12 protein-coding genes and 1 pseudogene are annotated in these 12,498 nt (G+C 70.9%); 7 read left to right on the plus strand and 6 right to left on the minus strand.

Annotation, left to right across the window (positions count from 1 at the left end; translation table 11 throughout):
* Positions 1-29: 29 nt before the first annotated feature.
* On the minus strand, positions 30-710 hold the full coding sequence (locus OG352_RS19720; protein WP_015659563.1) for a response regulator transcription factor: 681 nt from the start codon (positions 708-710) through the stop codon (positions 30-32).
* Positions 707-2,077: a sensor histidine kinase gene (locus tag OG352_RS19725; RefSeq protein WP_329218577.1), complete on the minus strand. Its 1,371-nt coding sequence runs from the start codon at positions 2,075-2,077 to the stop codon at positions 707-709. Before OG352_RS19725 ends, OG352_RS19720 begins: the two co-directional genes overlap by 4 nt.
* 354 nt (positions 2,078-2,431) lie before the next feature.
* Between OG352_RS19725 and phoU the strand changes: the two genes are divergently transcribed.
* The 4 genes and pseudogenes from phoU to OG352_RS19745 all read left to right on the plus strand — a co-directional run bounded on the left by phoU (position 2,432) and on the right by OG352_RS19745 (position 5,545).
* Positions 2,432-3,145 (plus strand): phosphate signaling complex protein PhoU, encoded by a 714-nt coding sequence (gene phoU, locus OG352_RS19730; RefSeq protein WP_329218579.1) that lies wholly within the window; start codon positions 2,432-2,434, stop codon positions 3,143-3,145.
* Between the two features lie 134 nt (positions 3,146-3,279).
* Positions 3,280-3,438: a hypothetical protein gene (locus OG352_RS19735; protein ID WP_177244840.1), complete on the plus strand. Its 159-nt coding sequence runs from the start codon at positions 3,280-3,282 to the stop codon at positions 3,436-3,438.
* Positions 3,439-3,603: 165 nt separating this feature from the next.
* Positions 3,604-3,852: an SCO4226 family nickel-binding protein gene (locus OG352_RS19740; protein ID WP_329218582.1), complete on the plus strand. Its 249-nt coding sequence runs from the start codon at positions 3,604-3,606 to the stop codon at positions 3,850-3,852.
* Between the two features lie 14 nt (positions 3,853-3,866).
* Positions 3,867-5,545: pseudogene (locus OG352_RS19745) on the plus strand (FAD-dependent monooxygenase).
* A 941-nt stretch (positions 5,546-6,486) separates the two neighbouring features.
* On the opposite strand, the gene OG352_RS19755 reads toward OG352_RS19745, so the two are convergent.
* Positions 6,487-7,248, minus strand: a complete 762-nt coding sequence (locus OG352_RS19755; protein ID WP_329218584.1) for a phosphoglyceromutase — start codon at positions 7,246-7,248, stop codon at positions 6,487-6,489.
* A gap of 210 nt (positions 7,249-7,458) precedes the next feature.
* Here OG352_RS19755 and OG352_RS19760 point away from each other — a divergent pair, with 210 nt between their 5' ends.
* Entirely contained in the window at positions 7,459-8,754 is a 1,296-nt protein-coding gene (locus tag OG352_RS19760; RefSeq protein ID WP_329218586.1) for an MDR family MFS transporter, read from the plus strand.
* A gap of 6 nt (positions 8,755-8,760) precedes the next feature.
* On the opposite strand, the gene OG352_RS19765 is transcribed toward OG352_RS19760, so the two are convergent.
* Positions 8,761-9,204: a DUF2000 domain-containing protein gene (locus OG352_RS19765; protein WP_329218587.1), complete on the minus strand. Its 444-nt coding sequence runs from the start codon at positions 9,202-9,204 to the stop codon at positions 8,761-8,763.
* Between the two features lie 49 nt (positions 9,205-9,253).
* On the opposite strand from OG352_RS19765, the gene OG352_RS19770 reads away from it, so the two are divergent.
* A complete protein-coding gene (locus OG352_RS19770) occupies positions 9,254-10,057 on the plus strand; it encodes a helix-turn-helix domain-containing protein (protein ID WP_329218588.1) in 804 nt (267 codons plus the stop codon).
* Between the two features lie 138 nt (positions 10,058-10,195).
* Complete coding sequence (locus tag OG352_RS19775) at positions 10,196-10,591, plus strand: hypothetical protein (protein WP_329218589.1); 396 nt, start codon at positions 10,196-10,198, stop codon at positions 10,589-10,591.
* Here OG352_RS19775 and OG352_RS19780 read toward each other — a convergent pair.
* Complete coding sequence (locus OG352_RS19780) at positions 10,566-11,153, minus strand: YbjN domain-containing protein (RefSeq protein ID WP_329218590.1); 588 nt, start codon at positions 11,151-11,153, stop codon at positions 10,566-10,568. The two genes, OG352_RS19775 and OG352_RS19780, sit on opposite strands and share 26 nt — an antisense overlap.
* Positions 11,146-12,483, minus strand: a complete 1,338-nt coding sequence (gene mshA / locus OG352_RS19785) for a D-inositol-3-phosphate glycosyltransferase (protein ID WP_329218591.1) — start codon at positions 12,481-12,483, stop codon at positions 11,146-11,148. Before mshA ends, OG352_RS19780 begins: the two co-directional genes overlap by 8 nt.
* Between the last annotated feature and the right edge of the window lie 15 nt (positions 12,484-12,498).

Raw genomic sequence — 12,498 nt, forward strand, 5'->3', positions numbered from 1 at the left:
TACGTCCTGACGGACCGTGCCGGGCCGGCCTACGGCTCGAACTTGTAGCCGAGACCACGGACCGTGACGAGGTACCTCGGGGCGCCCGGGTCGGGCTCGATCTTGGCGCGGAGGCGCTTGACGTGGACGTCGAGGGTCTTGGTGTCGCCGACGTAGTCGGCGCCCCAGACCCGGTCGATGAGCTGCATGCGGGTCAGGACGCGGCCCGCGTTGCGCAGCAGCATCTCCAGGAGGTCGAACTCCTTGAGGGGGAGGTCGACCTTGGAACCGGAGACCGTCACGACGTGGCGGTCGACGTCCATGCGGACCGGGCCGGCCTCCAGGGCCGCCGGAGTGACCTCCTCCGGTTCGCCGCGGCGGCGCAGGACGGCCCGGATGCGGGCGACCAGTTCGCGCGAGGAGAAGGGCTTCGTGACGTAGTCGTCGGCTCCTATCTCCAGGCCGACGACCTTGTCGATCTCGCTGTCCTTGGCCGTCACCATGATCACGGGGACGTTGGAGCGGCCGCGCAACTGGCGGCAGACCTCCGTGCCAGGCAGGCCCGGCAGCATCAGGTCGAGGAGGACGAGGTCGGCGCCGTTGCGCTCGAACTCGTCCAGCCCGTCGGGCCCGGTGGTCGCGACGGCGACCTCGAAGCCCTCTTTGCGGAGCATGTACGACAAGGCGTCGGAGAAGGACTCCTCGTCCTCGACGACGAGCACTCGGGTCACGGAAGGACCTCCGGGGCGGAAAGCGTCTGGTACGCGGACGGGTCGGGGGAAGAGGCGCGGGGTGCTGCTCGGGGTGAGTGGTGAGGGGAGGTGTGGGAGGAGCGGGTGACCTCGGCGAGGTCGCCGGCGTCGTCGTCGAGGCCGTCGACGGCGTCAACGTCGTCGATCTCGTCCTCGTCCTCGTCCGGGTCGGGGTGCTGGTGCGCGCGGTCGCGGGGCGCGCCCGCCTCCGGCAGCCGCAGGGTGAACGTGGAGCCCTGGTTCTCGGCGCTCCACACCGTGACCTCCCCGCCGTGCGAGGCGGCCACGTGCTTGACGATAGCCAGTCCGAGGCCCGTACCGCCCGTCTGGCGGGAGCGGGCCGGGTCGACGCGGTAGAAGCGCTCGAAGATGCGTTCCTTGTCCTTGTCGGAGATGCCGATGCCCTGGTCGGTCACGGCGATCTCGATCAGGTCCCCGCCGGGCGCGCTCACCCTGCGGGCGGCTATGCCGACGCGGGTGCGGGCCGGCGAGTAGTTGACGGCGTTCTCGACCAGGTTGCCGAGGGCCGCGGCCAGCTGGCCCCGGTGCCCGAAGACCCGCAGGTCGGCGGTGCCGGCGGCGGCGATGGTGATCTGCTTGGTACCGGCCTGGTGCCGGCAGCGGTCGACGGCCTCGGCGACGAGTTCGTCGATGCCGACCGGTTCGGCGTCCTCGAGGGGATCGTCGTTCTGGACCCTCGAGAGGTCGATGAGCTCCTGGACCAGGCTGGTCAGCCGGGTGGCCTCGATCTGCATCCGGCCGGCGAACCGCTCCACCGCCTCGGGGTCTTCCGAGGCGTCCATGACGGCCTCGGAGAGGAGGGAGAGCGCGCCGACCGGGGTCTTCAGCTCGTGGCTGACGTTCGCCACGAAGTCCCGCCGCACCGCCTCGATACGACGGGCCTCGGTGAGGTCCTCGACGAGGAGCAGGACGAGCCGGGAGCCCAGCGGGGCGACTCTCGCGGACACGGCGAGAGCCTCGCCGCGCCCGGTCCCGCGCCGGGGAAGGTCCAGCTCCACCTGGCGTATCTCTCCGTCGCGTCTGGTGTCCCGCGCCATCTTCAGCATCGGCTCGACGCTGAGCCGGCCGCCGCGGACCAGCCCGAGGGCGTACGCGGCGGAGCTTGCCTTGACGACGGCGTCGGCCTCGTCGAGGACGACGGCGGAGGAGCGGAGCACGGACAGGACGGTGTCCACACCCGGCGGAAGCACCGGGTCCGTGTGGAGAGAGGTGCGCGTGGGGCGCTTCTGCTCCCGCTCGCTCCAGCGGAACGCCAGCATGGCGATGACACCGGTGAGCACCCCGGCGATCGCTGCCGCTGCGGCGACCGCCGCGTTCACGTCCATGCACCCAGGTTAGGCACGGGTTGCGTCCTGGCCACAGCCATCGAGGTGCGAGCTCGAACACTCGTCGCCCAGAGTTCACCTTGGAGCCAGTGGTGGTTCATTTGAGGTGACGGAAATCGACGCGTACGGGGCGGACCGTGGCACCGTGGGGTTCGCAGCACCGGTTCCACGGCCGGTCGGCACCGGTTTCACGGCCGGTTCCGCCTCGGTTCCGCGGCCGGTTCCGACCCCTGGAGCCGAGTCCGGAACCGAAATCGGAGCCACAATCCGAACCAAATCGGATCCGAGACCCAGACCGAAACCCGAACTGAACCCGAACCGAACCCTGAGAACGACGTACGAGAGGGAATCCTGATGCGGGACGCGTACCACGAGGAACTGGACTCGATCGGCGACAGCCTGGTGGAGATGGCCCGGCTGGTCGGGTCGGCGATCGGACGCGCGACGACCGCCATCCTCGACGCCGACCTCAAGCTCGCCGAGAGCGTCATCGAGGCCGACAAGAGGGTCGACGAGCTCCAGCACGACCTGGAGGCCAAGGCCATAGCGCTGCTGGCGCGGCAGCAGCCGGTGGCGACGGACCTGCGGATCGTCGTCACGTCGCTGCGTATGTCCGCCGACCTGGAGCGTTCCGGCGACCTCGCCCAGCACGTGGCGAAGCTGGCCCGGCTGCGCTTCCCGAACCGCGCCGTGCCGCACGACCTGCACGCCACGATCCTGGAGATGGGCCAGCTCGCGCAGCGCCTGATGGCGAAGGCGGCGGAGTGCATCATCACCAAGGACGTCGACATGGCCCTCCAGCTGGAGGCGGACGACGACGCGATGGACCTCCTGCACCGCACGCTCTTCCAGCACCTGATCGACGACCGCTGGAAGCACGGCATCGAGACGGCCGTCGACGTCACGCTGCTGGGCCGCTACTACGAGCGGTTCGCCGACCATGCGGTGGCGGTCGCCAAGCGCGTGGTGTTCCTGGTGACGGGCGAGCACGCGGACGAGCTCCAGCCGGACCTTCAGCCGGAGATCCAGCCGTCGGGCGGGCCGGGGACGGCGGCCGAGGGAGCCTGACCGGGGCCGAAAAGGGGCCTGAAAAGGGGCCTGCGCGGAGGGGCTGGGGCGTACGCGAGCCACTGTGCGCCGTTGATGCGCCCAGCGGAACGGGCATGCAATGGGCACAGGCCCTACGCCTCCGGGAGGAACCCATGGCCGAGTCCCCCAGTACCCCCACGCCCGACCCCACGCAGGAACGCCCGACCGAGCGGCCCGCCGAGATCAGGAACCTGATGCTGATCGGCGCGTGCGGCTGCGGTTCGGGGTGCGGCTGCGGGTGCCAGTCGGGCAGCCCCTGCCAGTGCGGCTGAGGCAGTACGAAGCGAACGTACGTGGATGAAGGGCCCCGGCGCCGCGCCGGGGCCTTCGTCGTGCGGTCGCCGCAGGGGGTACGCGGGCGCAGCATGGAGGTGAAGGAGCCGGGCACCGGCTCACAGAGGGATTACGGATACGGACAGGGAAGGGGGTGGGCAGTCATGACCCGCTTCATGGACGTCCACCACAACATGAAGGGCATCACGGGCGACCAACTCCTCGAGGCCCACAGGGCCGACCTCGCCATCGAAGGCGAGGAGGGCGTGCACTTCGCGCACGCCTGGGCGGACCCGGAGTCCGGCACCGTCTACTGCCTCTCCGAGGGCCCCTCGGCGGAGGCCGTCCAACGCGTCCACGAACGCACCGGCCACAAGGCGGACGAGATCCACCCGGTACCGCTGGCGGTGTGAGACCGGAGGCACCCGTGGCGCACGCCGGAGCGACGGACGTACTGATCGCGGGCGCCGGCCCGGTCGGGTTGAGCGCGGCCGCCGAACTGTGCCGGCAGGGGGTGAGCTGCCGGCTCGTCGACCGCCTGCCCGCCCGCCTCCCGTACGCGAAGGCGGTCGGCATCCAGCCGCGCACGCTGGAGATCTGGGACCGGATGGGCCTGGCCCGCACGGTCCTGGAGGCCGCCGCCGTACTGCGCGGCCAGTTGATCTACGTCAACGGCCGCGAGCAGGCACGCATCGACCTCTCCCTGCCACCCGAGGTGCCGTACGAGTTCGCCGCGCTGCCGCAGTACGAGACCGAGCGCCTCCTGGAGGAGTACGTCGCCGGCCTCGGCACCGTCATCGAACGCGGCACCGAACTCCTGTCGTTCACCCAGGACGACGACGGCGTCACCGCCCGCCTGCGCACCGCCTCCGGCGCCGACGAGGAGCTGCGGGCCGGCTATCTGATCGGCTGCGACGGAGCGCACAGCACCGTGCGCAAGGCGCTGGGCCTCAGTTACGAGGGGGCGGCCTTCGCCGAGGAGTACATGCTGGGCGACGTCGAGGCCGACTGGGACCTGCCCCCCGGCTACGGCATCCGCTCGACCCACCGCACCCCCGACGGCGCCACCGACGACCTGCTGGTCTGCGTCCCGCTGCCCGGCACGGCCCGCTACCGCATGTCGATGCTGGTCCCACCGGAACTCAAGACGCAGAACGCCGATGGCGACGGCGACGGCGACGGCGACGGCGTGACACACGGTCTACAGGGCGGCCTGGGGAACGGCCGCACCCCGGCCCCGGAACTGCGCCACCTCCAGACGGTCGTAGACCGCCTCGCCCCCAAGCCAACCCCCCTCTCCCACCTCCGCTGGTCCTCCGTCTTCCGCATCAGCCACCGCATCGTCGACCGCTACGCCGACGGGCGGGTGTTCGTCGCGGGCGACGCCGCCCACATCCACCCGCCCACCGGCGCCCAGGGCATGAACACCGGCATCCAGGACGCCTGCAACCTGGCCTGGAAACTCGCCCTCGTCCTCCGGGGCGAGGCCGGCCCCGCCCTCCTGGCCACCTACGACGCCGAGCGCCGCCCGATCGGCGAGGAGGTCGTCGGCCGCACCGTCCGCCACGCCACCCAGGGCTTCGAATCCGACCCCGACGACCCGCGCACCCTCCTGCTCCGCGAGGCCCAACTCCTCGTCACCTACCGACCCGGCCCCCTGGCCACCCACCCTCACGGCCCACCCGACGCCCCCCCCAACCCGGCGACCGCGCCCCCGACTGCCCCGGCCTCACCACCCCCACAGCCACCTACCCCTGGCGCCTACTGGACATCCTGCGCAACCGCCCGGACCACGTGCTCCTCCTCTACAGCACGGACCTCAAAGCCATAGCCACAGCCGCAGCAGCCGCCGTTGCCCTGACGAAAACGACGACTGGACCCCCCATCCACCCCATCGCCATCCTGTCCCGCGACACCACCCCGTCCTCCCCCACCACGTTGCCCTTCCCCGCCTACCGAGACACCACCGGCAACTTCGCCCACCTCTACCACCCAGACACCCCAACCGCCTTCGTCATCCGCCCAGACGGCTACTTGGGCCCCCGCTTCCCCCTGACCGAGACCACGACAGCCCTGTCGTCCTACTTCACGACGCTGGACAGGTGACGGCAGCGCGAACAGTGTCGTACCGGACGCCGAAGGCAGCGACGAGACGAGGGTGGCCGATGGCGGGCGAGTACTTCTTACTCGTATGCGACGACGTACCTCACGACGTGATCCTCACCGCCCCTGGCACCCATGCCCTGGACGTCGCCCAAGTCGTACGCAGCCTGACCGGCCTGAGCCTCTGGCACAGCAACGCTCTGACGACACAGCCCCCGCCGTGATCCTCGACGGCGTCAGGCAGAGAGACGCCGAGGCAGCGGTCACAGCTCTCCGAAAGGCAGGAGCCCGGGCAGAGACAAGGAAACAGCCGCCGCCGAACTTCCTCAGGAACGGCTCTTCGCCGTAAAAGCCGGCATGCCCGAGCGCTTCGGGGCCGTGGTCGACCTGGGCGGCGGATTCGGCCTGCGCCAGGACGAGATCCTCGGTGCAGCCGTCGACGCGATCGACTCCGCATGGGACACACTCCACATGGTCCGGCAACTCGAGCCGAGTCGGAGCAAAGCGGGTCTTCGAAGGTGAGCGGTGCGCGGGCACGCCGGGTCCCCCATAGGTGAGCCGCAGAAATGTGACACTCCCGCACCAAAGTGTCACCTTCCTGCGCGGACCACCCCCTGGCAGACACCCGGCACAGAGCCGCACCGCCCGAGCCGTGTCCGACGTCTTTCTGAAGCGTCTGCACCCCGAACCGTGAGATTCGTGAGCGGTCCGGCAGGATGCTCGGACCTGGTTACCTCGGGGAGGGAATCCATGGACGCGACGGATGGCGTCATCAGTCTGATCCATCTGACCGACAGGCCCGGCACCAGCGGACACAGCGTCTCCCTGCGCATCCTGAGGCGGTCTCAACCCGGAATCCTGAGAGACGGCCCACCCAGCCCCGCCAAAAGCCCCCGCCCCGCGAAGGAACCGCAGGTCGGGGGCCCAAAGGCTGAAGGTGGGGGTTACTTCTTCTTGCCCTGGTTCTTGACTGCCTCGATTGCGGCTGCCGCCGCGTCCGGGTCGAGGTACGTTCCGCCCGGGGTCAACGGCTTGAAGGCGGCGTCGAGTTCGTAGGCGAGGGGGATGCCCGTCGGGATGTTCAGGCCCGCGATGTCGGCGTCGGAGACGCCGTCGAGGTGCTTGACGAGGGCGCGGAGCGAGTTTCCGTGGGCGGCGACCAGGACCGTGCGGCCGGAGAGGAGATCCGGGACGATGCCGTCGTACCAGTACGGGAGCATGCGGACGACGACGTCCTTCAGGCACTCCGTGCGCGGGCGCAGCTCCGGGGGGATGGAGGCGTAGCGCGGGTCCGAGGACTGGGAGAACTCCGAGTCGTCCGGCAGCGGAGGCGGCGGGGTGTCGTAGGAACGGCGCCAGAGCATGAACTGCTCCTCGCCGAACTCCGCGAGGGTCTGCGCCTTGTCCTTGCCCTGGAGGGCGCCGTAGTGGCGCTCGTTCAGGCGCCAGGAGCGGTGGACCGGGATCCAGTGGCGGTCGGCGGATTCGAGGGCCAGTTGGGCCGTGCGGATCGCGCGCCGCTGGAGGGACGTGTGGACCACGTCGGGGAGGAGGTCGGCGTCCTTCAGGAGTTCGCCACCGCGGACTGCCTCCTTCTCGCCCTTCTCGTTCAGGTTGACGTCCACCCAGCCGGTGAACAGGTTCTTCGCGTTCCACTCGCTCTCGCCGTGGCGGAGGAGGATCAGCTTGTACGGTGCGTCGGCCATGCGTATGAGCGTAATCCACCGCTCCGGCCGGTTGTGCGCCCGCTCGTACAGCGGACAGCTCGGCGGACGGGGCAGTGGAGAGGGCCGTGGACAGGCGCTGCGGCATGGCCTCGACGGTTCACTGGATCCCTTAATTGAGTGGCCTCTCCCGGGGCTCTCCTCGTAAGTTCTGGTTGCCACCTGCGCCACTTACAACCCGGGGGATCCGTCATGTCCGTCGCCACTCTCAGACGTGCCACCCGCGAGACGCTCTCCGGGCTGCCGCGCGAGTTCTGGTGGCTGTGGACCAGCACGCTCGTCAACCGGCTCGGCGGGTTCGTCGCCACGTTCATGGCGCTGTACCTCACCCTCGACCGCGGGTACTCCGCCTCCTACGCCGGGCTCGTCGCCTCTCTTCACGGGCTCGGCGGGGTGATCTCCTCCCTCGGGGGCGGGGTCATGGCGGACCGGCTCGGGCGGCGGCCCACGCTGCTGATCGCGCAGGTCTCCACCGCCCTGTCCGTCGCGCTCCTCGGGTTCGTGACCGACCCGCTCGCCATCGCCGGCGTCGCCTTCCTCGTCGGGACGGCCTCCAACGCCTCCCGACCGGCCGTGCAGGCGATGTTGGCCGACATCGTGCGGCCCGAGGACCGGGTCCGCGCGTTCTCGCTCAACTACTGGGCCATCAACCTGGGGTTCGCCGTGTCCTCCATGGCCGCCGGGTTCATCGCCGAGGTCAGCTACCGTGCCGGGTTCCTCGTCGAGGCCGGGATGACGTTCGTGTGCGCGCTCGTCGTCTTCCTCAAGCTGCCCGAGTCGCGGCCCCGGCAGGAGGAAAAGGCCGCCCCGGAGGACTCCGTCGGGCTGGGGACCGTACTGCGCGACGGGCGGTTCATGAGCGTCGTCGGGCTGTGTTTCCTCGTCGGGCTCGTCTTCCAGCAGGGTTCCGTGGGGCTGCCCGTCGCGATGGGCGCAGCCGGGTTCACGCCGGCCGACTACGGCATGGTGATCGCCGTCAACGGTGTACTGATCGTCGCGCTGCAACTCCCCATCACCCGGTTCATCGAGCACCGGGATCCGCGACGGCTGCTGGTCGTCTCCTCCGTCCTCGCCGGGTACGGCTTCGGGCTCACCGCCTTCGCCGGGTCGGTCGGCGTCTTCGCGCTCACGGTGTGCGTGTGGACCCTCGCCGAGATCGTCAACGCGCCGACCCAGACCGGGCTCGTCGTCCGCCTCTCCCCCACCCACGGCCGCGGCCGCTACCAGGGCATGTACACGCTCTCCTGGGCCGTGGCCTCCCTGGTCTCCCCTCTCATGTCCGGCTTCGTCATCGACCGGTTCGGCGCGGAGTGGCTGTGGGGGATGTGCGCGGTCGTGGGGACGGCGGCGGGGGTGGGGTACGGGGTGCTGATGCGACGCCTGCCGGACGAGGAGGCCGCCCCCGCCGAACATACGGCCGACCCCGACCCCGACCTCGACGCAGGTGTCGGCGTCGACACGAAGTCCGAGGTCAGCGCTGCCGGCTGAGACGCCTCACGGGTGCATCCGGGCCCCCTTCAGTACCTTGTCCACCGCGTTGCGCGGGCCGTAGACCGCCAGGCCCGCCAGGTCCAGGTCGGCTGTCCGTACGGCGCGTACCGCGGCGCGGTTGTCGCGGTCGTTGCCGGTGGTGAAGAGGTCGGTCGTGAACGCCGCGCGCGGGAGGGCTCGGGAGAGCACGCGCGCGTGGGCCGCTGCCAGCGTCTCCTTCGTGCCCTCGAAGACCAGCACCGGCTGGCGGAACATCGGGAGAAAGCCGACGCCGTCCGCATCCTCGTACGGCTCCCCGATCACCTCGGGGACCGTGGTGCCGAGGCCGCTGACCAGGAACGCGGTGACGTTCAGGCGCTGCCAGGTCTCCAGGTCCTCGCGCAGCAGGACGGCGATCTTCGTGTCGAAGCGCATCGGTTCCGCGCTCACCATCGGTTCAGTGCTCATGGAGCGAGACTGCCGAACGGCCTACGACCCCGTCTTGTACGTTCTTTGCATGGCCGCCCAGCAGGAAGTCTCCGCCTGGCGCCCGGCCGTCGCGGGCGTCGTGGAGGTCTTCCACGCGCGTTTCACCGAGTACGCCTACCCGATGCACGTCCACGACGCGTGGACGCTGCTCATCGTCGACGACGGCGCCGTACGGTACGAACTCGACCGGCACGAGCACGGCACGCCGCACGACACGGTGACCCTGCTGCCGCCGCACGTCCCGCACAACGGTTCCGCCGCCACTCCCGGCGGCTTCCGCAAGCGGGTCCTGTACCTCGATGCCGGTGTGCTCGGCGAGGAGCTGATCGGGTCCGCCGTCGACGCGCCCGGCCTGTGGGATCCCGTGTTGCGGCGGCGGGTGGGGCAGTTGCACTCCGCGCTCGCCCGGCCGGGCGACGAGTTGGAGGCCGACAGCCGGCTGGCGCTGATCGGCGAGCGGTTGCGGGTCCATTTGCGGGCGCAGCGGCCGGACGGTCCCGCGCGCCGTGACCCCGCCCTCGCCCGCCGGCTCCGTGAGCTCCTCGACGAGCGTGTCGTCGAAGGCCTCGTACTGGACGAGGCGGCAGGGCTGGTGCAGGCCCATCCGGCCCATCTCGTACGGGCGTTCAGCGGGGCATACGGCATCGCGCCGCACCAGTACCTCACCGCCCGCCGCGTCGACCTCGCCCGCCGGCTCCTGCTCGACGGGCGTCCGCCGGGGGAGGTCGCGGCGGCGGCCGGGTTCTACGACCAGGCCCATCTCACGCGCCATTTCCGGAAGTTGGTGGGGGTCACGCCGGGACGGTATGCGCGGAAGTTCTCCGTCCGGTGATCGCCGCGGGCTAGCGTCGCGTTCATGGACGAGACTCAGAGCGCAGAGGCAGAGATAAAGGCAGAGAACAGACGAGACAGGACGCGGCGTAGACATCTGGGGCGATTCGCGGCCGCTGTCGCAGGGGCCTCGGCGCTGGTGGCCGTGAGTGTGGGCGTCGCCCTCGCGGCCGGTTCGGACGAGGGGCCCGACGGCCCCGTACCGAGCGCGTCGTCCACGCTGGATCCGGTCACCGAGGTGCCCGCCGACACCGGGGGCGGCACCGGAGGCACCGTCACCGGCGGCGGTGACAGTGGCGGTACCGACGCCGAGCCCGACCCTGATGCGACCGATCCGGTGCCCACGCCCACCCCGTCGGCCGATCTCGACGAGATCAACCGGCGTATCACCGAACTCGGCGCGAAGGTGGACCAGTTGCCCACCAAGCAGGAACTGGCCGACGCCCTGCGCGCCTTCGCCGATCAGCTCGACTCGCCGACGTCCCCCACGTCTGCCCCTACGCAGGCCCCTAGCTCTGACCCTGATCCTTCCTGACCGGATCCGGCGAGTCCGCCGGGCGTCGGGTCAGGTGGGCGAACGCGTCCAGGTTGCGGGTCGGCTCGCCTCGGGAGACGCGCCACTCGTACTCCTTGCGGATGGCGCTCGCGAAGCCGAGTTCCAGGAGGGTGTTGAAGGCGCCGTCGGCGGCCTCCAGGACCTGGCCGAGGAGGCGGTCGATCTCGTCCGGGGTGATGGACGAGAGGGGGAGGCGGGCGGTGACGTAGACGTCGCCGAGCTGGTCGACGGCGTAACTCACGCCGTACAGCTTGAGGTTGCGCTCCAGGAGCCAGCGGTGGACGCCGGGCTCGTTCTCGTCGGGGTGGCGGATGACGAAGGCGTTGAGGGAGAGGGAGTGGCGGCCGACGATGAGGGAGACGGTCGTCTTGAGCTTGCGGGTGCCCGGGAGTTGGACCACGTAGGTGCCGGGCTCGGGGGTCTCCCACTCCAGCGCCCCGTCCTCCGTGCCCTCCGCGCCCTCCGTGGCCTCCGCGTCTTTCAGGAAAGCCTCGATGACCTGCGCGGTCGTCTTCTCCGCGGCACCCATGACGTCACCCATGATCGGAGCGTACGCCACGGCGGTGGGCCTGGGTCGCGGCCGCGTAGACGTCGGCGGTGGCGGCGGCCGCGGTGTCCCAGCCGAAGGACTGGGCGTGCGCGGCGGCGGCCGCGCCCATGCGGGCGGGGAGTTCGGGGCCGTCGGCGAAACGTGCGAGCACGCGCGCGTAGTCGGCCGGATCGTGGCCCTGCACCAGGAAGCCCGTCTCGCCGTCCCGGACGGCCACCGGGAGGCCGCCGACGGAGGCCGCGAGCACCGGGGTGCCGGCCGCCTGCGCCTCTATGGCGACCAGGCCGAACGACTCGCTGTAGGAGGGCACGACCAGGACGGACGCGGCGCGGAACCAGTCCGCGAGCTGGTCCTGGCCGACCGGCGGACGGAACCGTACGACGTCCGCGATGCCCAGCCGCGCGGCCAGCTTCTGCAGGCCCTCCGGTTTGGCGAGGCCGCTGCCGCTGGGGCCGCCGACCACGGGGACGACGAGGCGGGAGCGCAGCTCCGGGCGCTCGTCGAGGAGGACGGCGACCGCGCGCAGGAGGACGTCCGGGGCCTTCAGGGGCTGGATGCGGCCCGCGAAGAGGGGGACCAGGGCGTCCTGGGGGAGGTCGAGGCGGGCGCGGGCGGCGGCGCGGCCGTCGGCGGGGCGGAAGCGGTCGAGGTTGACGCCGGGGTGCACGACGGCGACCTTGCCGGGGTCGGCGTGGTAGTGCCGTACGAGTTCGTCGGCCTCCTCCGCCGTGTTGGCGATGAGGCGGTCGGCGGCGGCGACGATCTGGGTCTCGCCGATGACACGGGCGGCGGGCTCGGGGGTGTCGCCGTCGGCCAGGTTGGCGTTCTTGACCTTGGCCATGGTGTGCATGGCGTGCACCAGGGGGGCGCCCCAGCGCTGGGCGGCCAGCCAGCCGACGTGGCCGGAGAGCCAGTAGTGCGAGTGGACGAGGTCGTAGTAGCCGGGGCGGTGGCCGGCCCAGGCCTGCATCACACCGTGCGTGAACGCGCACAGCTGGGCCGGGAGGTCCTCCTTGGCGAGGCCCTCGTAGGGGCCGGCGTCGATGTGCCGGACGAGGACTCCGGGGGCCAGTTCGACGGTCGGCGGGAGGCCGCCGGTGGTCGCCCGCGTGAAGATCTCCACCTCGATGTTGATCGCGGCGAGGCGCTGCGCGAGCTCGACTATGTAGACGTTCATGCCGCCGGCGTCGCCGGTGCCGGGCTGGTGGAGCGGTGAGGTGTGCACGGAGAGCATCGCTACGCGGCGGGGGCGGCGGTGGAGCCTGAGCCGCGAGGGGGCCGCCGTAGAGCGACGCCCGAGCCTGTTGACGTACTGGCTCACGTGGCGTTCCTCCTT

This window comes from Streptomyces sp. NBC_01485 (genome assembly GCF_036227125.1).
Taxonomy (GTDB): Bacteria; Actinomycetota; Actinomycetes; order Streptomycetales; family Streptomycetaceae; genus Streptomyces.

Bases quoted from the DNA above. Each gene is read 5' to 3' on its own strand.
- OG352_RS19760 (WP_329218586.1), top strand. From the start codon at position 7,459: ATGTCCGTCGCCACTCTCAGACGTGCCACCCGCGAGACGCTCTCCGGG.
- OG352_RS19765 (WP_329218587.1), bottom strand. From the start codon at position 9,204: ATGAGCACTGAACCGATGGTGAGCGCGGAACCGATGCGCTTCGACACG.
- phoU (WP_329218579.1), top strand. From the start codon at position 2,432: ATGCGGGACGCGTACCACGAGGAACTGGACTCGATCGGCGACAGCCTG.
- OG352_RS19770 (WP_329218588.1), top strand. From the start codon at position 9,254: ATGGCCGCCCAGCAGGAAGTCTCCGCCTGGCGCCCGGCCGTCGCGGGC.
- OG352_RS19755 (WP_329218584.1), bottom strand. From the start codon at position 7,248: ATGGCCGACGCACCGTACAAGCTGATCCTCCTCCGCCACGGCGAGAGC.
- OG352_RS19725 (WP_329218577.1), bottom strand. From the start codon at position 2,077: ATGGACGTGAACGCGGCGGTCGCCGCAGCGGCAGCGATCGCCGGGGTG.
- OG352_RS19735 (WP_177244840.1), top strand. From the start codon at position 3,280: ATGGCCGAGTCCCCCAGTACCCCCACGCCCGACCCCACGCAGGAACGC.
- OG352_RS19780 (WP_329218590.1), bottom strand. From the start codon at position 11,153: ATGGGTGACGTCATGGGTGCCGCGGAGAAGACGACCGCGCAGGTCATC.
- OG352_RS19740 (WP_329218582.1), top strand. From the start codon at position 3,604: ATGACCCGCTTCATGGACGTCCACCACAACATGAAGGGCATCACGGGC.